The following is a 25,317-nucleotide window of genomic DNA, read 5'->3' as shown; positions in this document are numbered from 1 at the left end:
TCGACGCGCACACCCACCTCGATGCGTGTGGGGCGACCGACGCGGCGAGTGTGGCCGCGATCGTGGACAAGGCCGAGTCCGTCGGTGTCACGCGCGTGGTCACGATCGCCGACGATCTCGATGCCGCGCGGTTCGCGGTCGACGCGGCGTCCTGGGATCCTCGGGTGTGGGCCGCGGTTGCGATCCATCCCACGCGCGTGACACCGACGGACTCGGCCTTGTCCACGATCGCGGCCACACTCGCCGCGTCGGTCGCCCCACACGCATCGAGGTGGGTGTGCGCGTCGACGAGAGTGCCGACGGGCTCGGGCAACGGTGGTGCGGGACGGTCTCTGCTCACGCTAGTTAGAGTAGGCGCACCATGACTGCGCCAGCTGATGCCTCACGGCCACCCTTCTACGTCACCACGGCGATCGCGTACCCCAACGGCGCTCCGCACATCGGACACGCCTACGAGTACATCGCCACCGACACCATCGCGCGCTTCAAGCGCCTCGACGGCTACGACGTGCGATTCCTGACGGGCACCGACGAGCACGGCCTCAAGATGCAGCAGACCGCACAGACCGAGGGCGTGGACGTGCGCGAGCTCGCCGCGCGCAACTCCGACGCGTTCCAGGCTGCGCAGGACCTGCTGAAGATCTCGTACGGACGGTTCATCCGCACCACCGACGCCGATCACCACGCCGCCAGCCAGGAACTGTGGAAGCGGATGGAGGCGAACGGCGACATCTACCTCGATTCCTACTCCGGCTGGTACTCGGTGCGAGACGAGGCGTTCTACACCGAGGCCGAGACCACCCTCGCCGAGGACGGCTCGCGCGTCGCGACGGAGACGAACACTCCCGTCGAGTGGACCGAGGAGTCGTCGTACTTCTTCAAACTGTCGCAGTACCAGGACAAACTGCTCGAGCTGTACGACGCGTCGCCGGAGTTCATCGCGCCGAACACGCGCCGGAACGAGATCGTGAATTTCGTCAAGGGTGGCCTGCGGGATCTGTCGATCTCCCGAACCACGTTCGACTGGGGCGTTCCCGTCCCCGGCGATGAGAAGCACGTGATGTACGTGTGGGTCGACGCGCTCACCAACTACCTCACCGGTGCCGGCTATCCCGAGACCGAATCCGAGTCGTACCGGAAGTTCTGGCCTGCCGACCTGCACATCATCGGCAAGGACATCACGCGCTTCCACACCGTCTACTGGCCGGCATTCCTGATGTCTGCGGGCATCGAGCTACCCAAGCGGGTGTTCGTGCACGGGTTCCTGAACGTCAAGGGCGAGAAGATGTCCAAGTCCCTCGGCAACGTGCTGGACCCGAAGTCGTTGGTGGAGAACTACGGTCTCGATCCGGTGCGCTTCTTCTTCCTCCGCGAGGTCTCGTTCGGTCAGGACGGCAGCTACAGCCACGAGGCCATCGTTGCGCGCGTCAACGCCGACCTGTCCAACGAACTGGGCAACCTCGCGCAGCGTTCGCTGACGATGGTCGCCAAGAACCTCGAAGGAAAGCTCCCCACCCCGGGCGAGTTCACCGCCGAGGACGAGGCGATGTTGGCTCGCGCGGACGCGCTGCTGGAGATCTGCCGACGCGAATTCGACGTGCAGGCAATCCATTCCGCGCTCGAGGCGATCTGGTCGGTACTCGGCGAGACCAACCGCTACTTCTCGCTGCAGCAGCCGTGGGTGCTGCGCAAGACCGATCCCGATCGCATGGCCACCGTGCTGTACGTGACGATCGAGGTGCTGCGCATCGTCAGCATCCTGGCGCAACCCGTCATGCCCGATTCCGCGTCGCGCATCCTCGACCTGCTCGGGGCGTCGAACCGCGAATTCACCGACATCGCAACACGTTCGGTATCCGGCACTGCACTGCCGACCCCGACGCCGGTGTTCCCCAAGTACGAGTAGAGCGCTCCGCGCACGTGAGCGAAACCTCGACCCCCACTACGAGTTTCCGCTCACGTGCGGCGAAGCCGCTCTCACAAGGTCTTCTCGAGCTCCTCCAACGTGTTCTCCAGATGCGTCAGCATGCGCTGCAGATGCGGCACACTGCGTCGGCATCCGATGAGACCGAAGTTCAACGAATCACCGTTGCTGGCGACGGTGATGTTGAGCGCCTGCCCATCGGCCACGATCGACGCCGGGTAGATGCCGTCGAGTTTCGCGCCGTTCCAGTACAGGTCTTCCTTCGATCCGGGCACGTTGGAGATGATGACGTTGAACGGCGGCGGGGTGTAGTCGACGAATCCAGGCACCGGCCCGAACAGCAACGGGGCCATGGTGATCGCACCGACGGTGAGCGCTTCGAGGGTGTTCAACTCGCTCATCATCTGCTTGCCCTTGACGGTCGAATCCTTGATCCGCTCGAGCCGCAGGATCGGATCCGATTCGTCGGTTCCGAGATTGCACAGGATGGTCGTCACCGAGTTTCCGGCGTCCTTGTCGTCGCCCTCCTTGCGCAGCGAGACCGGCACCATGGCGATCAGCGGTTCCTCGGGCAGTTCGTTCTGGTCGATGAGATACGCACGGAGGGCCCCGGCGCACATCGCGAGCACCATGTCGTTGAGCGTGGCGTCGAGCGCAGTCCCGACCGTGCGAATGCGCTCGATCGACCAACTTTCGGCGGCGAAACGGCGGGCTCCTCCGATGGGCACGTTGAACATCGTCCTCGGCGCCTGCAACGGCAGTTGTGCACCCTCTTTCTTCAACGCGCGCAACCCGATTCGAGCCGATGCCGGCGCAAAATCCACCAGGTCCCCGACGATCTTGCGTCCCATCGAGAGCCCACTGCCCAGCTGCGCCAACCGCCCGGGCTGCTCGACGGCGACCTGCTTCTTGCGCCTACCGAACAGCGACGGATCCCACGTTGCGACGCCGTTTCGATCGTCGGGATCGGTGGTGAGCGTGCGCTGCATCAGCTTCAGTGCACTGACACCGTCGACCAACGAGTGATGCACCTTGGTGTACAACGCGATTCGGCCGTCTGCCAATCCCTCGATGATGTGTAGTTCCCACATCGGCCGGTAGCGGTCCAGCGGTGCGCTGTGGTTGAGCGAAAGGAACTGGAACAGCTCGCGAATTCGTCCCGGTTGAGGCAACACGGTTCGTCGAACGTGGTACTCGAAGTCGACGTCCTGATCGAATGCCCACGCCAGGTTGCCCATGATCTGCACCGGACGCGACGGCCGCTTGCGGAAGAGCTCGTGCACCTCACCGGTGGTGAACTTGCGGTGCACTTCCTCGGCGAAGTCGTGCGGATCGCCGGGCGGGACGAACAACTCCAGACCGCCCACGTGCATCGGGTGCTCCCGTGACTCGGCGATCAGAAACATCGATTCGGTGATGGGCATGAGTGCCATGAGCTGTCCCTTTTCCATTTGTTTTAGGTCACGGTACGGCACCGAATGTGACTCAGAACACGACCTTACGTCTGGTCACGAAAAGCTACCCGCTATTGTCCGTTACCAGGGGTTCCAAATAGAGCGGGGTTCCAACGCACGGTGCACACGCGCCGCGCAACGACAACGGGGATGGAGGCGACGGCTATGAATCCGGCGCTCACCGTAGTGAAATCGACCGACCCGACAGCCACCGCACGCAGGCGCGATATCCGTGGCGCGAGTGTGCAGTCACAGATTCTGTCCAAGTCCCTGCAGTTCACGGTGCGACCGTTCCTGACCGTCTGGGCACAGGCACCGTCGCTTCCGTGGCCGATGGGGCTGGTCGACTACGCAGGCCTGCTCGTTCCGCAGATCAGCGGTACCACCCGCAGCCGGGTCATGTTGGCCGAGTGCGAGGCCGAATGGATTCGCGCCGAGGGCTCCGGAAGCGATCGCGTCGTCCTGTACATGCACGGCGGCGCATTCGTCTGCTGCGGCCTGCGCACTCATCGCCGGATGACCTCGCGCGTCTCCGAGAACATCGACGGCGCTGTGCTGTCGGTGAACTATCGCATGATGCCTCGCAATCCGATCAGCCACGCGGTCGAGGACGGCGTCGACGCGTACCGCTTCCTGCTCGACTCCGGTTACCGCCCGGAACAGATCGTCCTCGGCGGTGATTCGGCGGGCGGATATCTCGCGTTCATGGTCGCGCTGGCGCTGCGCACCGTCGATTTGCCCGCCCCCGCAGGGATCTTCACCATGTCCCCGCTGACCGACATGGACCCCTCCGGCAAACTCGACCACGAGAACGCGTCGAAGTGTTCGATCTTTCCGCCCAACGCCGTTCCCGCACTGACAGCATTGGCCGATCGCGTCGATGCGCGCATCGTCGTCGAGGGCCAACGGGGCCCGCGGGTCTCACCCGTCGACAGTGATCTGGCCGGCATGCCGCCGGTGCTGATCCAGGTCGGTTCCACCGAAATGGTCTATGCCGACGCCGAACTCATGGCTCAGCGTCTCGCTGTCGCCGGAGTCGAGTGCGAACTTCAGGTGTACGAGGATCAGGTCCACGTGTTCCAGGCAGCCGATTTCGTTCCCGAGGCCCGCCGCGCGCTCAGAGCGATCGGCGAGTTCGCGCGGAACGTCAGCCCCCGCAGAGAAAGCTGAGATACCTTCTCCCCATGGCAGTCACAGCGAACAAGTCCGTCGACATCGACGCAGACGCAGCGGCAATAATGGAAGTACTCGCAGACGTCGAGGGCATCCCGTCGTGGTCCCCGGTCCACAAGAAGTGCGAGGTCGTCGATCGGTTCGACGACGGCAAGCCACACCACGTCAAGATGAACGTCTCGATCATCGGCGTCAACGACGAGCAACTCGTCGAGTACACGTGGTCGGAGAACGAGGTGTCGTGGACACTCGTCGAGAGCACTCAGCAGAAGGCCCAGGACGGCCGATACACGTTGACGCCCAAGGGCAACGGCACCCATGTCGAGTTCGAGCTGACCGTGGACCCGAAGATCCCGCTACCCGGCTTCCTGGTGAAGAAAGGAACCAAGACGATCCTCGAAGCGGCCACCGAGGGTCTGCGTCAGCAAGTGACGGGCTGAGCCCCTACTGCTCCTTACGTGCGGCGAGAACGGCCTCGTAGACCTCACGTTTGGAGACGCCGTCGACCGCCACCTGAGCGCAGGCGTCCTTCAACCGCATGCCCGACGCCACCAGCGTTTCCACGTCGGCAACGAGATCCTCGGGCTCTTCGGCGACGGCGACTGCTCCTTCGAGCACGACGGTGATTTCTCCGCGCACCCCGTCCCTCGCCCATTCGAGCAACTCCCCCAGGCCGCCGCGGCGCACCTCCTCGTAGGTCTTGGTGAGCTCCCGGCACACCGCGGCGCGGCGGTCGGGGCCGAGGACGTGGACGGCGTCCTCGAGGCACGCGACGAGACGGTGCGGTGCTTCGAAGAAGACGATGGCACGCGGTTCGGCGAGCACGGTTCGGAAGTAGGTGCGTCGCTGTCCTTGCTTGCGCGGCGCGAATCCGTCGAAACAGAAGCGTTCGACGGGCAGACCGGACAGCGCGAGGGCCGTGGTGACCGCGCTCGGCCCGGGCAGACAGGTCACCGGCAGACCGGCCTCGACGCAGGCTGCCACGAGGCGGTAGCCGGGGTCGCTCACCGACGGCATCCCCGCGTCGGTCACCAGCAACACCGTCTTGCCCTCGCCCACTGCCTCGACGAGAGCCGGAAGGCGGGCGGTTTCGACCTGGTCGTAGAAGCTGACCACTCTTCCTGCGATCACCACGCCGAGCGAGGACGCGAGTTGTTTGGTGCGCCGGGTGTCCTCGGCGGCGACGACATCGGCAGTGCCGAGGGCATCACGCAGGCGCTGCGAGGCATCACCGACGTCGCCCATCGGGGTGGCGGCAAGGATGAGCATGCCTCCAGTGTCCCGCACGCTGTGCAGCGGCGTGCCGGGCACTGCCGATCAACGCCTACGATCGGTACGTGACCTTGCTGACCTCTGAGCGCTCCGGCGACCGGTCGATGGTCAGTCCCGGGCCCACCGTTGCCGCGCGCGACTGGTTCCACGACACCGATGCCCGCCGCGGGTGGATCGTCACCATCGTCATCACCGTGATCTGCGCGATCACGCGCTTCACCATGTTGCGATACCCCACCGACGCCGGAACCCCGGTGTTCGACGAGAAGCACTACGCCCCGCAGGGCTATCAGGTACTCACCGGCGGCGGGCTCGAGGACAATCCGGCCTACGGGCTGGTGGTGCATCCGCCGGTCGGCAAGCAACTGATCGCCATCGGTGAGGCGCTGTTCGGCTACAACGGCTGGGGTTGGCGCTTCTCTTCGGCCGTGGCCGGAACCCTGTTGGTGCTGTTGGTCATTCGAATCGTGCGACGCCTCGCCCGATCGACACTGGTCGGGGCTATCGCAGGCATTCTGCTCATCGTCGACGGCGTGACGTTCGTCAGCAGCCGCATCGGCATGCTGGACATCTTTCTCGCGCTGTTCGTCACCGCTGCGCTGGGTTGCTTGGTCGTCGACCGCGACGACATGCGACAGCGTCTGTCGAGGGTGCGCGCCGAAGGTCGAATGGACGTCAGCGTGCTCGGTCCGCGAATGGGAGTGCGGTGGTGGCGATTCGGAGCCGGCATCATGCTGGGACTCGCCTGCGGCACCAAGTGGTCGGGTCTGTACTTCATCGCATTCTTCGGATTGTTGAGCGTGGCATTCGATGTGGCGGCACGCCGCGCATACGGAGTTCGACGCCCGTGGCGGGGAACGGCGTTGCGCGACATCGGGCCTGCCCTGTACGCGCTGGTGGTCGTTCCGATTGCCGTGTATCTGATGACCTGGTGGGCGTGGTTCACCTCCGAGACCGGCGTGTATCGACACGAGGTCGGCAGTGGCGTCGGAGCGGGAGGTCCGTTCTCGTTCGTGCCCGACGCGTTGCGGTCCCTGTGGTTCTACAGCAGCAGCGTGCTGCAATTCCATGAGGGACTGACGAACTCGGCGGGCAACCGACACCCGTGGGAATCGAAGCCGTGGACCTGGCCGATGGGTCTGCGCCCGATGCTGTACTACTTCGCCGACGGCGAGAACGTGTCCGGTTGCTCGGCGTCCTCGTGTGTCAAAGCGATCATGCTGATCGGCACGCCCGCGATGTGGTGGCTGGCCCTGCCGATGCTGGCCTGGGTGATCTGGTCGGTGTTCGTCCGACGCGACTGGCGTTACGCCACAGTGCTCGTGGCGTACTCAGCAGCACTGCTGCCGTGGTTCACCACACTCGACCGACAGATGTACTACTTCTACGCGGTGGCTCTCGCACCGTTCATGGTGATGGGCTTCGCACTGGTGCTGGGCGACATCATCGGCAAAGCCACCGCATCGGCCGAACGGCGAGGTACCGGACTGCTACTGGTGTCCCTGTACCTCGCCGTGGTGATCGCAAACTTCGTGTGGCTATGGCCGATTCTGACCGCAATGCCGATCACGCCGGAGATGTGGCAGCAACAGTTGTGGCTGCCGAGCTGGCGCTGAGCGATTATGCAAGCAGCGCAGTCTTGCCCTTGGTGAGTCCGTCGATGCTGATGCGTCCGGCACCGAAAGCGGCGAGCAGCAGCGCGCCGACCCCGAGAGCGACGACCAGTTCGTAGCCGTTGTCCGCAGCGAACACGCCGTTCTCGAAGTGCACGAAGACGGCCGCACCGAGCATGTTCAGAAACAGCAGCAGGCCGGCGACCGGAGTGAAGATGCCCAGCACGAGCGCACCGCCGCCGACGAGTTCGACGAATGTGGCGAAGTAGGCGGACGCCGTCGGCAGCGGAATGTTCATCATCTCGAAGCTTGCTGCGGTGCCGTCGAGGCCGTAGGTGTTGAGCTTCTGCCAGCCATGGGCGATGAAAACGCTACCCAGGCCGATTCGAGCTACGAGGGCAACGACGTCGCGTACGACGGTGGAGTTCATGACAATTCCTTCTGACAGGGCTACACGGGCAGCCCTACCCTGACAGAAGTAGGTTGAAGCGTCAACTTAACTGCCGTTCGCACCCTTGAGGGCAGATTCGAGGAACGAGCGAGCCTGATCGTCGTCCAGCCCGATGGACCGGACCGTCCTGACGAACTCCGTCGCCGCCCGGGCCGCGATGTCGCGCGACGGATCGCCGCCCGACGCGACGAACGAACCGGACCGGCCCCTCGTCTCGATGATTCCCTGCTGCTCGAGCTCCCGGTAGGTCTTCGCCACCGTGTTCGGTGCGATCTTGAGTTCCTCGGCCAGACCTCTGACCGTCGGGATCTTGGTACCGGCGATGAGATCGCCCGATCGCACCAGCCCCAGAATCTGCATTCGTAGCTGCTCGAACACCGGGGTGGTGTTCGACGAATCGATGTGTACGCGCACGGTCGATGCCTTATCCGAGCGCGTCGACTGCGTCGACGATCGAAGTCGGCCCGGACGTCAACATCAGCGTCTTGCGCACGGCCGAGCCGGTATCGAGCAACTGCGCGATCACCGCGGCCACATCGGCGCGGGTCACCTCACCCGAGTCCAGCGGCGGCTCGGTCAGCGATACCGAGCCGGTGGGGTCCTCGTCGGTCAACTTGCCCGGACGCAGAATAGTCCAGTCCAGTCCACTTCTTGCCGAAACATCCTCTTCCGCAGCAGTTTTGGCCTCGATGTACGCCTTCCAGCCGGCATCGAGATCCTCGGCGACCGGCTCCCCGGCACCGAACGAGCTGATCAGCACGTAGCGCCGAACGCCTGCCTTCTCTGCCGCATCGGCCAGCAGCACTGCGCCGGCACGATCGACCGTGTCCTTGCGCTCGGGACCGCTGTTCGGGCCCGCACCTGCAGCGAACACCACCGCGTCCGCGTCGGCGAGCAGGGCAGCAACCTCGTCGACGGAGGCCGATTCGAGATCGATCACCTGCGGCAGCGCGCCCAGCGCGGTGACGGCATCGACGTGGTCGCTGTTACGAATCAGCGATACCGCACGATCTCCGTGCGCCGTGAGCACCTGAGTCAGATGTTGCGCGATCTGGCCGTGGCCACCTGCAATGACAATGCGCTTGTCGGTCATAACCACTCCCGTTCCTGACGTGAATCTGTCGGGGTGGCTACCCGCGTGGCAGGATTGCAAACATGACTGGCTCGGCGACCATCTACCACAATCCCCGGTGCAACACCTCTCGTACGGTCCTCAGAGCAATCGAGGAAACCGGTGTGGTGCCGCGGGTGATTCGGTACCTCGACTCGCCTCCCACCGAGAAGGAACTGCGCGCTCTGCTTGCCGACGCCGGACTCGAACCGCGTCAGGCCATTCGAACTCGCGAGAGCATCTACAAGGAACTGGGGCTGGCAGGCGCGGACGCCGACACGCTGATCGCGGCGATGGTCCAGCACCCGATACTCATCGAGCGCCCGATCGTGGTGACCGACAAGGGCACCGTGCTCGCCCGCCCGGCCGACAAAGTACAGACCGTGCTGTAGAGCGCTACAACCTCTCGCGCGACACCGGGCACGACATGCATCGGGGGCCGCCTCGCCCCGAACCCAGTTCCGATCCGGAGATCCGCAGCACCTCGATGCCCGACGCCTCCAGCCGTGCATTCGTTTCGACGTTGCGTTCGTACGCGACGACGACTCCCGGCGCAATGGCGAGCGTGTTGTTGCCGTCGTCCCATTGTTCGCGCTCGGCGGTGACGTGGTCAAGTCCGGTATCGATCAACCGCAGCTTGCCGATGCCCATCGCATCGGCGGCCGCCTCGAGGAACGGGTCACCGCCGCGGATGGTGACCCCTGCATCTTCGCGGTGAATGGTGAACGCGGACAACGTGTCCTGAATCGCCGGGTACATGACCACCGCGTCGGTATCGACCATGGTGCACACCGTGTCCAGATGCATGGACGCGCGCTCCTGCGCGATCGGCACCACCAGCACACTGTGCGCCAAATCGTCCTCGAACAGGCTGCGCGCCAACGCTTCTGCGCCTGCGGGTGTGGTGCGCTCGCCGACTCCGACTGCCACCACACCCGGAGCGAGCAACAGCACGTCGCCGCCTTCGACCGGAGCGGTCCGCGACTCGTACGCGCGCCGCACGCCGCGAAACATCGGATGGAACGCATAGATCAGATCGGTCAGCGACGTCTCCCGCACACGGGCAGGCAGCGCCAGCGAGGTGATCGCCACTCGGTCGTCTATCCAGAACGACGAGTCGCGGGTGAACAACAGGTTCGGCAGCGGGTCGATGACGAAGTCCCCACCGTGATGCATTCGCCGAACCAGCGATGCCCCGCTCGGTTGCGGGTCCCCCGTCTCCGCCTCGAGCAACTCGTCGAAAGTCATTCCCGCCATGAGGATCTGCGCCAATTCGGCCGCGGGCACACCCCGCAGATGTTGGGCGAGGTCCTCGGCGAGCGACCGGCCGAGCCGTCGGGCATCGACGGCGGCGGAGATACCTTGCATTCGCGCTGCGCCGCTGACCGTCATGGCCTCGGTGAGAAGTTCGCCGAGGAGCAGCACCGTGACCCCTCGACCTCGCAGGAGATCGGCGAACGCGTCGTGCTCGTCCTGTGCGCGATCGACCCACGGCAGACCGTCGAACAACAGCTGATCGTTGTTGCGCGGTGTGAGGCGTCGAAGCTCGTCTCCCGGCCGGTGCAGCATGACGGTGCGCAGCACCCCTACCTCGGAGTCGGCACCCAACGGGCCCGCAACCGCATCGACACTCATGAACGAACGGTAATCCCATTCGCCTGCCGCCGCTGGGATCAGGACCTGAAGTATTGTCGAGGTCGTGCCGATGCCCGAGTGGAACGTCCGAGAACTGACTCCCGGCCAGCTGTCCGAGCGCAGCGGAGTTGCGGTCTCGGCCTTGCACTTCTACGAGAAACAGGGGCTGATCAGCAGTCGCCGAACCTCGGGAAATCAGCGCCGATTTCATCGCGAAACTCTGCGCCGGGTTGCCTTCATCCGGATCTCGCAGAAGGTCGGGATCCCACTGGCGAACATCCGGCAGGCGTTGAGCGAACTACCGGACGAGCGGACTCCGACACGCGAGGACTGGGCCAGGCTCTCGACGCAGTGGCATCGCGAACTCGACTCTCGGATAGAGCAATTGATCCGGCTTCGGGACAACTTGACCGGGTGCATCGGGTGCGGTTGCCTGTCGCTGGCCGGCTGCGCATTGGTCAACCCACACGACGAACTGTCCTACTCGGGGCCCGGTGCGCGCACACTGGACGTCGATTTCGACGAACCCTCGACTCGACGCGGCTCGAGCAGCTTGGAGAACTGATCGTTCGCCTTCTGCAGTACGAATTCGTAGGGCGGGGCGAATTTTCTGGCGACCCAGTACCCGAACCGGATGTCGTTGGAGGAGTAGACGAGGTACTTGCGCTTGGCAATTCCGGCGAGAATGGCATCGGCGACAACCGAGGGTTCCACGGCACGCTTCTCGAACCGGTGTTGCAACTTCTGTACCCGCGGATCGTCACGATCGACGCCGGCGATCTGAAGCGTCTGCACCAGCCCGGTCTTGACGCCACCGGGCACCACCAGGCTGACGCCGATTCCGTGGCGCTTGAGGTCGTATTTGAGTACTTCGGAGACTCCGCGCAGGCCGTACTTGCTGGCGCTGTAGGCAGCGTGCCACGGAAGGGGAATCAATCCGGCGGCGGACGAGACGTTGACCAGATGGCCACCCCGTCCGGCGTCGATCATCGGAGGTAGGAACTTCTCGATGATGTGAATAGGCCCCATCAGATTGACGTCGACCATCGACTTCCAGTGCCGGTGTTCGAGATTCTCGACGGTTCCCCATGCGGAGATGCCGGCAACGTTCATCACGACGTCCAGGCTGCCGAACTCGGCGTGAATGTCGTCCGCGAACGCGGTGACGGCCTCGAAATCGGACACATCGAAGGGCAACGAGTGACTGACGGTACCGCCCGCGCGACCGACCAGGTCCACCGTCTCCGCCAAACCGGTGCCGTTGATATCGGTCAGGAAGAGTTCCGCTCCCACTCCTGCAGCAGCGATGGCCGTTGCCCGACCGATTCCGCTGCCTGCTCCAGTGATCAACGTCTTCTTACCGCGCAGATCGTATGTAGCCATCGAAGCTTGTAACCCCCACCGGTTGCCACGTGTCAGTTCGATTTCGACCCTACGCGGTGACGACCGGGAGGGTTGTCACAATCTTTGCGACATCTCGTCTCGGTAGTCGGCGATGGTGCGCTCGATTCGCGCAGCATCGTCGTCGGCACCCTGTTTGCGTGCGTCGTCTGCGCGCTGCTGCAGGGTTCCGATCGCTTTCCGGAGTTCGTTGTCCGACATCCGAGGCCGGTGCACAGTGTGTTCCATGTCACACAGTGTGCCCGGCAACCGGGTGTGCGGCAAGCACCCCGAGATCACGGAATTTCTCAGACTGTGACAGATGCCGACGTGATGCTCTCGCGCACGAAACTGGACAGACTCCGCGCCGCGAATTCGCGGAAGTAGGCAAGTTTGTCAGCGGGCACCAGCGACGGGAGGACCGTGTTCCAGACCTTCTCCATGCGCGAGGGGGCATCCTCCAGCCGGGACTGCGCCTCGGACACCATCAGAACTCCGGCGAGCATCTCGCACACCAGCAGCGCCGCGTTGCCCGCATCCAGATGGTCGGCGACGTCACCGTGCTCGATTGCCCGCTCGAAGAGGTGCTCGAAGATGTTTCCCCAGGTACCGAACACACTGCCGCGGGCGGTGTCGGATCCGTCGATCTCCATCTGCAACCGGTACATGACGCGCACCAGGGGATCCGATGCGGCGAGCTCGAGTACCGAATACGAGATTCCGATGACGGACTCGAGAGCCGGGCTGCGACTGTCGACCAAGCCGGCGCACGCAGTGGACACGCGATCGTGCCCCTCGTCGACGATCGCACGCGCCAGTTCTTCCTTGGACGCGAAATGGAAGTACAACGCACCTTTGGTCACACCGGACTGCGCTGACACCTGACTCAGCGTGGCATTCGCATGCCCCACCTCGAGGAAGAGATCTGCTGCAGCCCGCAGTGCGGCCGCTCGCGTTGCTTCTGCTCTCAGTTGTCTCACCATGTTGGAACACCCCTGCTCTGTCGACCTTGCATGACATCGACGCTCTGTATCCGCTGCCTACCCGTAGTCCGATCGAGGTGAACGTGGAATTCACTTCGCCCTGTCGGGCTGCCAGCGCTCGACAATAGTAACCGGTTCGGTGGCGATTTTGTGATTCGAAAGTGACAATTGCATGAAGAACGGCTCGTTTACAAAACGATTGAAATGAAAAGTTCCACTTCTCCGGTATTCGTAACGACTTCGACTTCCTCTTTGTAGGCGCGAAATATCGATCCGGACATAACGCACTCTTCGACCTGAGCCCACACGTCCTCGATCGGATCCGCCAATGCTCCGGTGGGCGTGAATACCGCGAACACGCCGGTCGGTACCGACACGAAGACATCCCCCACCGCGACGTCGCCGGGCGAGTCCACCGAGACGGCGACCACCGCGTTGACCGTACCGTGGGGATCCGGAACGTACACCGTGCACACCTGATGCGCGTCGATATGCTTCTCGCACAGACGATCTCGCAAGAATCGCATCCATTCGCTGCCGCTCGATTCCGCGCCGGGCTCCACTCGCGGTGCCACCAACCCACTGAACAGCTCTGCACTGCGTGCGGTCACCCGGAAGGTCATCACGAACCGCCGGGCGCGGTGATCGCCAGATAGAGGTCGATCTTGTAGGCGTGGGGATAGCACTCGTAGTCGCCGGTGAACGATCGCACTATCTCGCCCTGCTCTTCGGCATGATCGATCTGGTTCCACAATCGGGTGAGAACGTCGGGGAAATACCCCACCGCAGAAAACCGTGCGTATTTCGCCGCGGGCACTTTTGCCACCAGATGTCCGCGCGCAACTCGATCGAGCGAAGAACACTGATAACCGACTACCTGCGTATTGTACGAGCCGATACCGGGGGCGAAGTCGGTATAAATGGACGCGAGCGGACCCGAGGTCTCCTGATTGAGAACTGCGGACCACGCTTGATCGAGAGCCGGGTCGTCGAGGCGGCCGAGCGCCCGTTTGGGGCTGCGAACGGGGAGACCCGCGACCCACGTTTCAGCGAGGTCGACGATCTCGAACGACATTCACACTCCGTAGAGAAGTTGCAGGGGCAGATCCTGTGCTCGGAACCGGTCCGTTCACAATATCGCCCGTCAATCTACCGGCGCGACTGGTAGGTGGATCGTCAAATCGATCAACCGTACTTCGCACCCGTTTCGATCGCCGCAACAGCCGTCGCCGACGGTTTCTCCACAGATCCGGAAGCCGCATCGGCTACCGCGTCCCACCCTGTCCCGTCGACCGGACGCGCTCGATTCCGCGGTCAACTCCGGCCGTGCCTGCACCTGTCGAAGAATCGATACGTGAAACCGGTACGGATCGACGGTCCCCGCGCACAGCGCGGTCCTATATTCCCCCGACTGCGAATCGGGCACAGAACAATGTCGAACGATTCACTCTCCGCGCGTTGCGGCAGCGTAACTCTCGTCGCGAATACCGGACAGCTCACGCACAGATGAAGTGCCCGCTCCGGAATGCGAGACCGGAAGAATCCGAGATTCGCACGACGACAGAATTCGCGTCAGTGGCCAATGCATCGTGTGCAGAACCAGGTCCGAAATCAGCAATCTGCGCAACCAACCGCCGGCCAGCCCATGATGAGCCCACGTGCGATACGAACTCTGGACGTAGTGCCGGTACTCGAGCGGTGGTGTCAGCAAACGACGTCCGGACACCTCGACGCGCATCGGCTCGATCTGCGCGATCCGCAAACCGACCTTGTCGATACACAGCGACAGATCGATGTCCTCGTGCAGATCGGTACGCAGACTCGTGCGAGCGCGAACCGCTTCCCACGCGGATCTGCGGATGGCGAAATTGTTGCCCGAAGCTGCGGAAACCCAACGCTCAGAGGGCCTTTTCCGTACGGAACGGTCGACGAACGCCCGGTACGGTCGCGCCCACGGGGAGTCGTAGAGGTAGATCGGCCCGGTGACTGCGACGTAGTCGAGGCGGCGCTCGAAGAAGTCGAGAACCGAGTCGACCCAGCCTGCCTCGATGCGGGTGTCGGCGTCGATGCGGCCGATGACCGATCCGCGAGCGTGATCGAAACCGGCGTTGCGGGCGTGCACGACGCCGCGCTCGGACTCTCGCAGCAGAACCACCTGCGGAAAGCGCCACGCGTATTCGGTGACGATGGCCGCGGTGTCGTCGGTCGAATTGTTGTCGACGACAATTATCTCGTGAATGCGTTCGCGCTGAAGGAGCAAAGCGTCCAGGCATTCGCCTATGTGAGCCGACTCGTCGAACGCAGGCACAACAATGGAAAGAGTATTCACAACGCCAACCCCTGACACATTTTTGGCAATCGTGTAGCCCGACATCCTTACACGGTGAATGCATTCGATTCCGAGCCGCTGACGTTGACGATGCTACATCATTACTTCAAGAAAAGAACCCGTCGAATTATTCGGACTTTATGGTTCAGAATTCGGAATTCGGAGGAAGTATCAATCGTCGCATTGCCTCCCGGTCACGAGAACCGGCCTTGTCCCCGATCCACTGCTCCGCTACGGGAGGGGCGTTCAACTCTCTGCGCCGGCGCGCCGGGGACCCGACGTACACGCCATCCGGTTCGCAGTCTCGCGTCACCAGCGAGTTCGCCCCGATGATGCATCCGGCACCGATGCGTACACCCGGCATCACGACCACGCCGGACCCGATCCACGCTCCTGGACCGATCACCACCGACTCTCCCCGCAGTGCGCCTGCTCGACGCCGCGACGGCCCGGTCTCGTGCGTACTGGTGAGAATGCGAACGTGATCGGCGATGAAGACATGATCACCGATCACGATGTCGGCAACGGTGTCGAAATAGCAGCCGAAGTTCACGAACACGCCGGTTCCCAACCGAACCGATGCCTGTCCTTGAATCATGGAACCGCCGTACATCAGGCACGGACCGGTCGTCCGTAGACCCGCAGGCCGCAGAACGGATGCGCGCAGCACTGCAGGCAGGAACGGCACGTTCGCCAACGAAACGACGGTCGCCTGACGCATTTGCACGAGGGCCCAGCGGACGTCCCCCGGGTCACGAATCCAGTCACGGACACGCGAGAGAGCCGTCACGCGGCAGCTCGCATCCGTTCGTCGGACTCGGCACGATCGTCGACCGGCAGAGCCCGGCACGGTACGACTGCGAACAGTCGCGAGATGGGCCAGCGCAGTGTGTGCATCAGCCAATCCATGGCCACGATGCGACCCAGCTTGCGCGACGCGAGACCGTGCTCCTCGTACGACCGGTAGCCGGCCAACGCATAGTGGATGTACTTCACCGGCGATGTGGTCGCGCGCCTACCGGACACTGCGGCCTTCATCCATCCGTTCTGGGCGACGGGCAGATGCTCGGCGGCCAGGCACAGGCACAGGTCGATGTCCTCGTGTACGCAGGTTCGCTCACTGACCGCACCGCGAACCGTGCGCCAGGCCGATGCGCGGATCGCGAAGTTGTTACCCGATACCGCCAGCGCAGAGCGCACCGAGGGCTCACGTCGCTCGGCGCGCGAGTGCATCCACGCCAGAGGTCGGGCCCAGGGTGATTCGTACAGGAACGTCCGGCCACCCGTGGCAGCGACGGTGGAATGCTCGTCGAAGAAATCGACGATCGAGCGCGCCCACCCGGGTCGTACACGGGTGTCGGCGTCGATTCGACCGATGATCGACGAGTCCACCAGGTCGAATCCGGTGTTGCGAGCATGGACCACGCCGCGATTGGGTTCGTGCACCAGCACGACCTTGTTCGTCCGCGCGCGAACGTTGTTCACCAATTGAAGCGTTCCGTCGGTGGACCCGTTGTCCACCACGACGATGCGGTCGATGTCGTCGCCCTGATCGAGCAGCAGCGTCAAGCATTCGCCCAGATGATCGACCTCGTCGAGCACCGGAATTACCACACTGAGCGTGTTCATTTCGATCCCCTGACAAATTTCGACATTTCAATTCTTCACAGCAACCTCTTAGAACTTACGACATGTCCCGGTAATTGCCTAAAGATGTCCGAATTGCATATCCGCAGCTCACGGGTCCGAAAGATTCCCAAAGACAGGCCACGACGCTTCAAACAATCGAATCGAAGGTTTTGCGCGCCGATAGTGCAATTGGGGTTTATCCAGCACCCGCCATCACGAATGAACCCCCGAACCGACCACCTAGTTCGGTCGATACAAATCCATTCGGAATTCACTTCGCGGTAATATTCGCCGCCGTCGCTATCGGACAACTGCTACCGGACAACGAAAAAACCGCCACTCGTGTGAGTGACGGTTCTCGGCTGGGGTGGAGCTGAGGGGAATCGAACCCCTGACCTTCTCGATGCGAACGAGACGCGCTACCAACTGCGCCACAGCCCCTTCGCCGTCATGTCGACCGGCTGGGTAACTCTAGCAAAGCCGCTTCGGGCGGCAGCTACGCGCCCTGGGCTCTGCGCATGTCCCGGTCCTCGTCACGACGTGCCTGGAACGGCTCCTCGTAGTGATCGAGATGCTCGAATTCGGGATCCTCGTCGTCGATCTCGAGCACCACCGCACCGGGGCGACGCAACCGCTGCGGGACGAGCTCGAGTTCGTCGTCGGTCTCCGATTCCACACCGAGACGGGACCGGCCCATCCGGGTGAGCCGACGTCGACGGACCTCTTCCTCGATCTGCACCTGACGACGCAGGTAGTACAGGTAACCGACGAGGACGGCGACGGACAGTCCGCACAGCCACCAGACCGTCGGAGAAATGATGAAGGCCAGAGCTGCAGTGGTGATCGCCGCGAATACCAACCCCAGAACTGCGCGCTGTCGAAACGCGTACCGCGCGGCACGGGCGATCGCATCGGCCTCGGGGTCGAAACCGCCGCGGCCGCGTCGGCGAGGGACGAAATCGTCGTCGACGACACCGGGTTCGAGCACGGGCGAACTTGCACTCGATGCCTCCGAGTCGGGTGCATCGCGCTCGAGGTCGCTGTCTGCTGCGTGAGTGTCCATCGGGTCCTCCGCGGTACCGGGTAGATCGGGTGAGTCTGGACGAACAGTCGCAATCGCGGGGCCGAAGATCTCTCGGGCCGGCGCGGAGACTCGCAGGTCGTCCTCCGGTCGCCAGTGGGGATCACTGCGGTGCCCGGTCGCGGGGCCGCGCTGCTTTCGCTTAGTGCCACCCCGATGCAGCACGCGGGTCGCGAGCGCTGCGTCGGTCGTCTGCATGATCTGCGGACGCTTGGTCATCAGCATGGGCAGAAGAACGAAGAGCCAGACGGCTACGAGACCGATCCAGATGATCGAGTTCGGCATCGGCGATGTTCTCCTCCCTGGGCAACGGTGACACTTGTGACGTCATCAGGCTATGGGGAGGAGGCGCGAGAACGATGCAGACGCGCCGACCCGAATTACACTCCTGTCACTTTGACAACATCAGACGCGGTCGGCCGTCAGGCCCACGCAGCCCGGCCCGCGCGAACCAACCGATCGACGACGGTTCCCTGCACCTCACCCGAGGTGATCGCGACGAGCTTGTGATCGCGCCATTCGCCGTCGACGTCGAGGTACTTGTAGAGCAGTCCCTCTTCGCGAAAGCCGACGTTGCGCAGCACTGCTTGGCTGGCCAGGTTCTCCGGCCGCACCGTCGCCTCGACGCGATGGAGTCCGACGGGACCGAAGCAGTGATCGAGACCGAGTGCCAGCGCCGCGGTGGCCACACCCTTGCCGTTGACCTCCTTGGAGACCCAGTACCCGATCCAGGCCGAACGCAGTGCGCCCCGCACGATGTTTCCGGTGGTGATCTGGCCACAGAATTCGCCGTCGACTTCGATGACCATCGGCAGCATGTGTCCCTTGCGCGCCTCGGACTTCAGGCCAGAGCACAAGGTCGGCCACGAGGAGATGTGGTGTCGCGAATTCCAGCTGCCCTCACCACTGGGCTCCCAGGGTTCGAGGTGGGCGCGATCCGCAGTACGAATCCGACTCCACGCGGCCGCGTCGCGCATCCGTACCGGCCGCAACGTGACAGTTCCGCCGGCCACTCGCACTGGACCCAATTTCGCCGGCCAACCTGGGTGGCTCGACCACGTTCGCGGCATCCGTCGATCGTATGCGCTGCGCGCAAGTGAGCGAAAACTCGTAGCAGAAGTCGAGGCGGGAGTGGAGCCTGCGGAACGACCGGCAGGCCCCGCGCTCACATGGCGTCAGCCTCGCTGAGCGAGGAACGAGACCTTGACTTCCTCGCCGGTTCGGATTTCGGTGACCTCGGGATCGATGACGACCAGGCAGTTCGCCTCGGCGAGCGTGGCCAACAGATGCGAGGACGATCCGGGTGCACCGCCGAGGGCCTGAACCAGGTATTCACCGGTTCCCTCGTCGCGCATGAGCTGGCCGCGGAGAAATCCCTTGCGGTCCTCGATGGAGGTGATCGGCGCGACGGTTCGGGCGGTCACGGTCCGTCGCATCGGCTGCCGTCGGCCCAGAGCGATGCGAATCAGCGGACGCACCATCACCTCGAAGACCACCAGCGCGCTGACGGGGTTGGCCGGCAACAGAAAGGTGGGTACTTCGTCGCGTCCGAGTTGACCGAACCCCTGAACGGAGCCGGGGTGCATGGCAACGCGCTCCACTTCCATGTCGCCGAGTTCGCCCAGCGCCTCACGAACGCCATCGGACGCGCCGCCGCCCACCGCTCCGGCGATGACCACGATCTCGGAACGAATCAACTGCCCCTCGACCACTTCGCGCAGTCGCTTGGGATCGGTGCTGACAATCCCGACGCGGTTGACGTCTGCTCCGGCGTCGCGCGCCGCGGCGGCCAGCGCATAGGAGTTCACGTCGTACACCTGACCGGGCCCCGGGGTCCGATCGGTGTCGACCAACTCGCCGCCCACGGAGATCACCGAGAGCCGCGGCCGCGGATGCACCAGCACCTTGTCGCGCCCGACGGCTGCGAGCAGTCCCACCTGAGCTGCGCCGATGATCGTGCCTGCGCGCACCGCCACGTCACCGGGCTGCACGTCGTCGCCGATCTTGCGGACGTAGTCGCCCGAGCGCACCGGACGGAACACCTTGACGCGGGCGCGACCGCTGTCGGTTCGATCCAACGGCAACACCGCGTCGGCCAGGGTGGGCAGCGGTGCGCCGGTGTCGACTCGCACGGCCTGACGTGGCTGCAGCCGGATGGGTTGACGCGATCCGGCGGACACCTCGCCGACGACGGGAAGCGTCAGGTCGATGCGTTCGTCGTCCTCGTTGCGCAGGTCGGTGCCCGCGGCCGCCACATCGACGCTCCGCACGGCGTAGCCGTCGATGGCTGCCTGGTCGAAACCAGGAAGGGGACGCTCGGTGACCACTTCTTCTGCACACAGCAGGCCCTGTGCTTCCGAGATGGCGACCCGAACAGGCCGTGGAGCCACCGCCGCGGCGGTCACCCTGGTCTGCTGATCTTCGACCGAGCGCATCTGGCCCTTCCTCTATGGCATCGACCCGCGATGCTATTCGTACGTGGTCAGTTCCGGTGCCCAGCTGTCGCTCAAGCGTTCGTTCAGCCATTCACGCAGCGCCGGACCGTAGTCGTCACGCTGTAGAGCAAAGTCAACCGCAGCGCGCAGGTATCCCCCGGGATTTCCGAGGTCGTGTCTCGATCCGCGGTGCACCACCACGTGGACGGGGTGGCCTTCTTCGATCAGCAGCGCAATGGCGTCGGTGAGCTGCAGCTCGCCGCCTGCACCGGGCTTGATCCGTCGCAGAGCGTCGAAGATCGCGCGGTCGAGCAGGTACCGGCCCGCGGCGGCCAGGTTGGACGGGGCGTCCTCCTGCTTGGGCTTTTCGACCATACCGGTGACCTTGAGGACGTTCGGGTTGACCGCGTCGGGCACGATCTCGACCGAGAAGACGCCGTAGGAGGAGACCTTGTCGTCGGGAACCTCGATGGCGCACAACACCGAGCCTCCGCGCTTGGCGCGCACGCGGGCCATGACGTCGAGCACACCGCGGGGCATCACCAGATCGTCGGGAAGCAGAACGGCAACGGAATCCTCGTCGTCGTCGAGAACTTCCTCGGCGCAGGCGACGGCATGTCCGAGTCCGAGCGGCTCGTGCTGAATGACCGACTGGACGTCGAGCAGACCCGGGGCAACCCGCACCTTCTCGAGCATCTCGAGCTTGCCGCTGGCCTCGAGCTTGTTCTCGAGTACGAGGTCTTCGACGAAGTGGGCGACGACGCCGTCCTTGCCTGGGGAGGTGACGATCACCAGTCGCTGTGCGCCGGAATCTGCGGCTTCGCCGGCGACGAGCTCGATACCGGGAGTGTCGACCACCGGAAGCAGTTCTTTCGGAACGGTTTTCGTGGCCGGCAGGAACCGGGTACCCATGCCCGCTGCGGGAACGATGGCCGTGCGGAAATGCACGGGCGTGGCGGCGGTCGTCGCTGTAACGGCTTCTGTCATGATGCTCACCCTATCCATGGTTTCTGGTGATCTGCTCGCCATGTGCTGCGTTTTACCCCCGAGTGCATATCGTTGAACGACAGCACAGGAAGGGAGGACGAATCGTTGTGACCGTTCCCGATTTCACGGAGAACACGCCCAAGGATCGATGGCGAAAGTATGTTCTCGCCGAACGCCGACTGCTCGACGGTGCGCAACGCGCAATGGAGTCCTCTGCACTCTGTCACGTCCTCGGTGAATTGGCTGCCGAACACCCCGTCGTCGCCGCGTACGTTCCGGTCGGCCGGGAGCCGGGTTCGATCGAGATGCTCGACGCGATGGCCGCGGCCGGGTCGGCCGTTCTGCTTCCGAGTGCGCACGAGCCGGGTCCCCTGCGCTGGGCTCGATACGGCGGGCGTGAATCTTTGGTGAAAGCCCCCTTCGGTCTGTTGGAACCGTCGGGACCGACGCTCGATCCCGACGCGGTGTCGGAGTGCACTCTGGTTCTCGTTCCGGCGCTGGCCGTGGACCGGAACGGAAACCGGCTGGGCCGAGGCGCGGGCTTCTACGATCGAACACTCGACCTGTGCAGACCCGACGCGATGCTGGTCGCGGTGGTGCGCGAGAGCGAAGTGGTCGATCGTCTACCTGCCGAATCGCACGACAGACCGGTGACACACGTGCTCACCGCCGGCGGGCTCGTACGCTTGAGTACGGAATAACGCTAGGATTCGATTCGTTGGCACTCCTGACTGTAGAGTGCTAATGCTCTCCCCAGTTTCGACAGTTTCGACGAACAGACAAGACACCGGCGGTGTTCGGCCTCGGCCAGCAGAGCGGCGAATTTCCTCGGTGACCAGCGCGGAGGAAACACGATGCCCACTTACTCATACGCATGCACCGAGTGCGACAACCGCTTCGACATCGTTCAGTCCTTCACCGACGACACACTGACGGTGTGCCCCGCGTGCTCGGGCAAGCTTCGCAAGCTGTTCAACTCCGTCGGCATCGTCTTCAAGGGCAGCGGCTTCTACCGCACCGACAGCCGCGGCGGCTCCAGCACCTCCAGCGAGGGCGCAGGCGAGAAGAAGTCCGATGCGGCGGCCACGAAATCGGACAGCAAGACCGACTCGAAGCCCGCCGAGAAGAAATCTTCGGATTCGTCGTCGTCGAGCAGTTCCTCTTCATCGTCGACCACGAAAGCTGCTGCCAGCCAGTAGTTTTCCGCTTCATCCACAGGCCGGGCCGTTATCCACAGCCCGGCCTTTTCGGTGCCTGTTCCGGCTCGGCCAGCGATACCGTTTGCGCCATGGCTGCAGGCAAGAATCGACTCGACTCGACGCTGCTCGATCGCATCACCCTGCGTCCGGCATGGGTCGGATCCACGAAATTCAGGCGCATCGCGGCCGGGGTTCTGGTCGCGGTTGCACTGGTGCTGTTCCTCGACGACGCCGCCGGCGACGACCGCGTACGGGTGATCACGGCCGGACGCGACCTGACACCCGGCACCGTACTGACGCAGGCCGATATCGCCGTCGCAGAGTGGGACGGGGCGAACGTCCCCGAGGGTGCACTCGTCGAATCCGAGGCCGTGGACGGCCAGACCCTCACCGGGCCGGTCCGTGCGGGCGAACTGCTCACCGACGTGCGGCTTCTCGGATCTCGAACAGCCACGACGACGCTGGGGACCGAGGCACGCGTCGTACCGGTACATCTCGCCGATGCCGCGGTGACCGATCTACTGCGTGAAGGTGATCGCGTCGACGTGCTGACGGTCGAGGCTCAGGACGACCCGAATGCGGTGCCCGCGGCACGGGTGCTGGCGTCGGGAGCGATGGTTGTGCTCGTCTCCGCCGACGCCGGTGGCAATCGGCAGCGAGACCGAGTCGTCTTACTGGCCCTACCGACGAACGACGCTACGGCGGTCGCGGCAGCCTCTTTGGTCAGCGCGCTCACGGTCACCCTGCACTAACGTCTCTCGAGACAGAACAAACCGAACGTTGGGAGAAGGGCTCATGCTGAAGGGCTTCAAGGACTTTCTACTCCGCGGCAACGTGGTGGACCTCGCAGTTGCCGTGGTCGTCGGCGCAGCATTCACCGCTATCGTCACCGCATTCACGACGAACGTCATCAACCCCCTTGTCGCCGCTCTCGGTGGCAGCAACGAATACGGCTTCGGGTTTCAGATCACGTCGTCGCCGGAATCGTTCGTCAACGTCGGTGCCGTCATCACCGCGGTCATCAATTTCGTCATCATCGCGGCGGTGGTCTACTTCGTGCTGATCCTGCCGGTGAACACGGCGAAGAAACGCTTCGTGAGCCAGCCGGAGAAGGAACTGAGCGACGTCGACGTGCTGGTGCAGATTCGCGACATCCTCGCGGGTGGAACCGCTGCGGGACAGAAACTGTCGACCGCAGCCGACACCACCGGCGGTAGCGGCGAGGCCATGGACGCAGCCCCGGATCTCGGCAAACATTCCAAGGACTGACGCAGGTCTGCTTCGACGAATGAATGCGCCATTCACGTTGTCTGACAGCGTGAATGGCGCATTCATTCGTTGCGGGGGTGCGACGAGGCACCACCGAGCAGAACTCAGTTGGTGAACGTCGACAGCGGAAGCGCGTCGAGTGTGATCGTGGTGCCGTCGGCTTCGCACGCCGAGGCCACGGCCGCCCCGTTGTCGACAAATGCGGTACCGGACTCACTGTCGGTGGTCGAGAGCTCCAGGGTGTCAGCAGGCAGCGCGTCGACGAAGGTCGTGAGCGCGCTGGCGACATCACCCGATGCGGTGCCGGGTAGCGCACTCAGCTTGTCGACAGCGGCTTGTTTGTCTGCAGTCCAACTGTCGATATTTTCCGCTGATCCGGGTCCCGCAGCAACCAGACCGACGAACGCGTTGTGGTCGGTGGCGAATGTAGTGCAAACGTCGGCGTTCTCGCCGGACGCCGCGGACCTGTCGCTGCTGCAACCGGCAGCCAAGCCGAGAGCGAGGATCGCCCCTGCGGCGACAACTGTGAAACGGGCTTTGGAGTGCATCTTTGTTCCAGGGCCTCTCTGTACAAGTCGATCTACCGTGTGCCGAACATAGTTCAGGCCCGCACGGAGTGATCCGTGCGGGCCTGGACTTGTGTCGATTTACAACTGGTGAAGCAATCTCACCGGGCTACAACCGATTCGGAAATCAGTTGAGGCGAACCGGGACACCGTAGGTGATGGCCGTGTCTCCGGCTGCGCTGGTCAGCGAAACGTACGGACGGATCGTGACGTTGCCCAGGATGCCGGTGGCAGTGCCGTGCAGGTTGGCGATCTGGATGGATCCGCTGGTGCCTGCTGCGTCGCCCTCAGAAGAGGTGATGTCGGCCTCGTCGTTGAGCACTGCGTATGCGCTCTCGGACTGAACGACGCCGGGGCCGTTGGACAGCGCGATGGTGCCGGTGGCCTGCGGGATCAGCTGAACGCCGACATCGAGGCCGGTGCTCGAGGTGCCGACGCCGCCGAGTTCGATCTCGGGATCCCCACCGGGCAGAACGGGGAACGTGCCGGTGACGCTGGACTCGTTGCCCGAACCGAGGTTGAACTCAGCCGAAGGCGAGGACCAGGAGACCTCGACGCCACCGTTGAGGCTCATCGGGTAGCCGATCTGGTAACCGATCTTGAGGGTGCCCTCGAAGTCGTCGGCCGAGGGGCCCTGGACGTCGTAGGATGCGCGGCCGTTGGCGAACCACTCACGAGTGAGCGGGTTGCCGTCGAGCGGAGCGACACCGTTGATGAAGGTGTCGGACAGCGTCACCGTGACGGTGTTGCCGTCGGCGTCGACGATCGAGTTGGAGCTGTCGACAGCGGCTGAAGCGGTTCCGGTACCGAGCACCAGGCCGACTAC

At 63.8% G+C, this 25,317-nt stretch carries 30 protein-coding genes, 1 tRNA gene and 1 pseudogene; 11 read left to right on the top strand and 21 right to left on the bottom strand.

The genetic code is table 11. The annotated features are described in order from the left end of the window. Window positions 1-248 (top strand): annotated as a pseudogene (locus CH256_RS28985) (TatD family hydrolase); the annotation flags it as partial. Between the two features lie 113 nt (window positions 249-361). Next, entirely contained in the window at window positions 362-1,906 is a 1,545-nt protein-coding gene (gene metG, locus CH256_RS12135) for a methionine--tRNA ligase (protein WP_094669728.1), read from the top strand. 71 nt (window positions 1,907-1,977) lie between these two features. On the opposite strand, the gene CH256_RS12130 is transcribed toward metG, so the two are convergent. Beyond that, complete coding sequence (locus tag CH256_RS12130) at window positions 1,978-3,357, bottom strand: WS/DGAT/MGAT family O-acyltransferase (RefSeq protein WP_068049828.1); 1,380 nt, start codon at window positions 3,355-3,357, stop codon at window positions 1,978-1,980. Window positions 3,358-3,528: 171 nt separating this feature from the next. On the opposite strand from CH256_RS12130, the gene CH256_RS12125 reads away from it, so the two are divergent. Next, window positions 3,529-4,548 carry an alpha/beta hydrolase gene (locus CH256_RS12125; RefSeq protein WP_094669727.1) on the top strand — a complete coding sequence of 340 codons (1,020 nt, stop codon included), beginning with the start codon at window positions 3,529-3,531 and terminating at the stop codon, window positions 4,546-4,548. A 14-nt stretch (window positions 4,549-4,562) separates the two neighbouring features. After that, entirely contained in the window at window positions 4,563-4,991 is a 429-nt protein-coding gene (locus tag CH256_RS12120) for an SRPBCC family protein (RefSeq protein ID WP_094669726.1), read from the top strand. A 4-nt stretch (window positions 4,992-4,995) separates the two neighbouring features. Here CH256_RS12120 and rsmI read toward each other — a convergent pair whose 3' ends face one another. Further along, on the bottom strand, window positions 4,996-5,820 hold the full coding sequence (gene rsmI / locus CH256_RS12115) for a 16S rRNA (cytidine(1402)-2'-O)-methyltransferase (protein ID WP_094669730.1): 825 nt from the start codon (window positions 5,818-5,820) through the stop codon (window positions 4,996-4,998). A gap of 107 nt (window positions 5,821-5,927) precedes the next feature. Between rsmI and CH256_RS12110 the strand changes: the two genes are divergently transcribed. Further along, window positions 5,928-7,439 carry a dolichyl-phosphate-mannose--protein mannosyltransferase gene (locus CH256_RS12110; protein ID WP_068049825.1) on the top strand — a complete coding sequence of 504 codons (1,512 nt, stop codon included), beginning with the start codon at window positions 5,928-5,930 and terminating at the stop codon, window positions 7,437-7,439. A gap of 4 nt (window positions 7,440-7,443) precedes the next feature. Here the strand turns inward: CH256_RS12110 and CH256_RS12105 are convergent, their stop codons facing one another. The 3 genes from CH256_RS12105 to CH256_RS12095 form a co-directional block, all read right to left on the bottom strand. Then, the gene (locus tag CH256_RS12105; RefSeq protein ID WP_094669725.1) at window positions 7,444-7,866 is read right to left on the bottom strand and encodes a DoxX family protein; all 423 of its coding nucleotides are present in this window, start codon (window positions 7,864-7,866) and stop codon (window positions 7,444-7,446) included. 66 nt (window positions 7,867-7,932) lie between these two features. Then, the gene (locus tag CH256_RS12100) at window positions 7,933-8,301 is read right to left on the bottom strand and encodes a GntR family transcriptional regulator (protein ID WP_068049785.1); all 369 of its coding nucleotides are present in this window, start codon (window positions 8,299-8,301) and stop codon (window positions 7,933-7,935) included. Window positions 8,302-8,311: 10 nt separating this feature from the next. Then, window positions 8,312-8,980 (bottom strand): NAD(P)H-binding protein, encoded by a 669-nt coding sequence (locus CH256_RS12095; RefSeq protein ID WP_068049783.1) that lies wholly within the window; start codon window positions 8,978-8,980, stop codon window positions 8,312-8,314. Window positions 8,981-9,042: 62 nt separating this feature from the next. On the opposite strand from CH256_RS12095, the gene arsC reads away from it, so the two are divergent. Further along, a complete protein-coding gene (gene arsC / locus CH256_RS12090; RefSeq protein WP_094669724.1) occupies window positions 9,043-9,390 on the top strand; it encodes an arsenate reductase (glutaredoxin) in 348 nt (115 codons plus the stop codon). Window positions 9,391-9,394: 4 nt separating this feature from the next. On the opposite strand, the gene CH256_RS12085 is transcribed toward arsC, so the two are convergent. Continuing rightward, window positions 9,395-10,633 carry an arginine deiminase gene (locus CH256_RS12085; protein ID WP_068049779.1) on the bottom strand — a complete coding sequence of 413 codons (1,239 nt, stop codon included), beginning with the start codon at window positions 10,631-10,633 and terminating at the stop codon, window positions 9,395-9,397. 64 nt (window positions 10,634-10,697) lie between these two features. Here CH256_RS12085 and soxR point away from each other — a divergent pair, with 64 nt between their 5' ends. Then, a complete protein-coding gene (soxR, locus tag CH256_RS12080; protein ID WP_094639555.1) occupies window positions 10,698-11,198 on the top strand; it encodes a redox-sensitive transcriptional activator SoxR in 501 nt (166 codons plus the stop codon). Here soxR and CH256_RS12075 read toward each other — a convergent pair. From CH256_RS12075 to CH256_RS12020, 13 genes are all read right to left on the bottom strand, one after another. After that, on the bottom strand, window positions 11,114-12,016 hold the full coding sequence (locus tag CH256_RS12075; RefSeq protein WP_094639554.1) for an SDR family oxidoreductase: 903 nt from the start codon (window positions 12,014-12,016) through the stop codon (window positions 11,114-11,116). The two genes, soxR and CH256_RS12075, sit on opposite strands and share 85 nt — an antisense overlap. 75 nt (window positions 12,017-12,091) lie before the next feature. Beyond that, complete coding sequence (locus tag CH256_RS28070; protein WP_176460553.1) at window positions 12,092-12,262, bottom strand: hypothetical protein; 171 nt, start codon at window positions 12,260-12,262, stop codon at window positions 12,092-12,094. A 59-nt stretch (window positions 12,263-12,321) separates the two neighbouring features. Continuing rightward, window positions 12,322-12,996, bottom strand: a complete 675-nt coding sequence (locus tag CH256_RS12070; RefSeq protein WP_068049771.1) for a ScbR family autoregulator-binding transcription factor — start codon at window positions 12,994-12,996, stop codon at window positions 12,322-12,324. Between the two features lie 188 nt (window positions 12,997-13,184). Beyond that, window positions 13,185-13,559 carry a GyrI-like domain-containing protein gene (locus CH256_RS12065; protein ID WP_256989429.1) on the bottom strand — a complete coding sequence of 125 codons (375 nt, stop codon included), beginning with the start codon at window positions 13,557-13,559 and terminating at the stop codon, window positions 13,185-13,187. A gap of 59 nt (window positions 13,560-13,618) precedes the next feature. Next, on the bottom strand, window positions 13,619-14,071 hold the full coding sequence (locus CH256_RS12060; RefSeq protein ID WP_068049769.1) for a GyrI-like domain-containing protein: 453 nt from the start codon (window positions 14,069-14,071) through the stop codon (window positions 13,619-13,621). Between the two features lie 369 nt (window positions 14,072-14,440). Next, window positions 14,441-15,304, bottom strand: coding sequence for a glycosyltransferase family 2 protein (locus CH256_RS12055; RefSeq protein ID WP_179272079.1), 864 nt, complete (start codon window positions 15,302-15,304; stop codon window positions 14,441-14,443). 166 nt (window positions 15,305-15,470) lie between these two features. Further along, window positions 15,471-16,115 carry an acyltransferase gene (locus CH256_RS12050; protein WP_256989428.1) on the bottom strand — a complete coding sequence of 215 codons (645 nt, stop codon included), beginning with the start codon at window positions 16,113-16,115 and terminating at the stop codon, window positions 15,471-15,473. After that, complete coding sequence (locus CH256_RS12045; RefSeq protein ID WP_068049761.1) at window positions 16,112-16,954, bottom strand: glycosyltransferase family 2 protein; 843 nt, start codon at window positions 16,952-16,954, stop codon at window positions 16,112-16,114. Before CH256_RS12045 ends, CH256_RS12050 begins: the two co-directional genes overlap by 4 nt. A gap of 368 nt (window positions 16,955-17,322) precedes the next feature. Beyond that, window positions 17,323-17,395 (bottom strand) — tRNA-Ala (locus CH256_RS12040). Between the two features lie 55 nt (window positions 17,396-17,450). Further along, on the bottom strand, window positions 17,451-18,320 hold the full coding sequence (sepX, locus tag CH256_RS12035) for a divisome protein SepX/GlpR (protein WP_094669722.1): 870 nt from the start codon (window positions 18,318-18,320) through the stop codon (window positions 17,451-17,453). A 137-nt stretch (window positions 18,321-18,457) separates the two neighbouring features. After that, window positions 18,458-19,105 (bottom strand): GNAT family N-acetyltransferase, encoded by a 648-nt coding sequence (locus CH256_RS12030; protein WP_068049757.1) that lies wholly within the window; start codon window positions 19,103-19,105, stop codon window positions 18,458-18,460. Window positions 19,106-19,210: 105 nt separating this feature from the next. Further along, the gene (glp, locus tag CH256_RS12025; protein WP_032395737.1) at window positions 19,211-20,470 is read right to left on the bottom strand and encodes a molybdotransferase-like divisome protein Glp; all 1,260 of its coding nucleotides are present in this window, start codon (window positions 20,468-20,470) and stop codon (window positions 19,211-19,213) included. 33 nt (window positions 20,471-20,503) lie between these two features. Further along, window positions 20,504-21,457 (bottom strand): UTP--glucose-1-phosphate uridylyltransferase, encoded by a 954-nt coding sequence (locus CH256_RS12020; RefSeq protein WP_037192236.1) that lies wholly within the window; start codon window positions 21,455-21,457, stop codon window positions 20,504-20,506. A 107-nt stretch (window positions 21,458-21,564) separates the two neighbouring features. Between CH256_RS12020 and CH256_RS12015 the strand changes: the two genes are divergently transcribed. From CH256_RS12015 to mscL, 4 genes are all read left to right on the top strand, one after another. Continuing rightward, window positions 21,565-22,158: a 5-formyltetrahydrofolate cyclo-ligase gene (locus CH256_RS12015; RefSeq protein ID WP_068049755.1), complete on the top strand. Its 594-nt coding sequence runs from the start codon at window positions 21,565-21,567 to the stop codon at window positions 22,156-22,158. Window positions 22,159-22,311: 153 nt separating this feature from the next. After that, window positions 22,312-22,656 carry an FmdB family zinc ribbon protein gene (locus CH256_RS12010; RefSeq protein WP_094639550.1) on the top strand — a complete coding sequence of 115 codons (345 nt, stop codon included), beginning with the start codon at window positions 22,312-22,314 and terminating at the stop codon, window positions 22,654-22,656. Window positions 22,657-22,745: 89 nt separating this feature from the next. After that, window positions 22,746-23,408, top strand: a complete 663-nt coding sequence (locus tag CH256_RS12005; protein ID WP_094669721.1) for an SAF domain-containing protein — start codon at window positions 22,746-22,748, stop codon at window positions 23,406-23,408. Between the two features lie 43 nt (window positions 23,409-23,451). Beyond that, window positions 23,452-23,925: a large conductance mechanosensitive channel protein MscL gene (gene mscL / locus CH256_RS12000; protein WP_068049748.1), complete on the top strand. Its 474-nt coding sequence runs from the start codon at window positions 23,452-23,454 to the stop codon at window positions 23,923-23,925. Between the two features lie 104 nt (window positions 23,926-24,029). Here mscL and CH256_RS11995 read toward each other — a convergent pair whose 3' ends face one another. Next, window positions 24,030-24,473: a hypothetical protein gene (locus tag CH256_RS11995; protein WP_094669720.1), complete on the bottom strand. Its 444-nt coding sequence runs from the start codon at window positions 24,471-24,473 to the stop codon at window positions 24,030-24,032. Window positions 24,474-24,618: 145 nt separating this feature from the next. Further along, window positions 24,619-25,317 (bottom strand): MspA family porin (locus CH256_RS11990; RefSeq protein ID WP_143536564.1); only part of this gene is annotated, 699 nt, incomplete at its 5' end.

Origin of the sequence: Rhodococcus sp. 05-2254-6, assembly GCF_002258565.1 — a bacterium.
In the GTDB taxonomy this organism is placed as follows: Bacteria; Actinomycetota; Actinomycetes; order Mycobacteriales; family Mycobacteriaceae; genus Rhodococcoides.
This window is presented reverse-complemented; position numbering and strand designations above follow the sequence as displayed.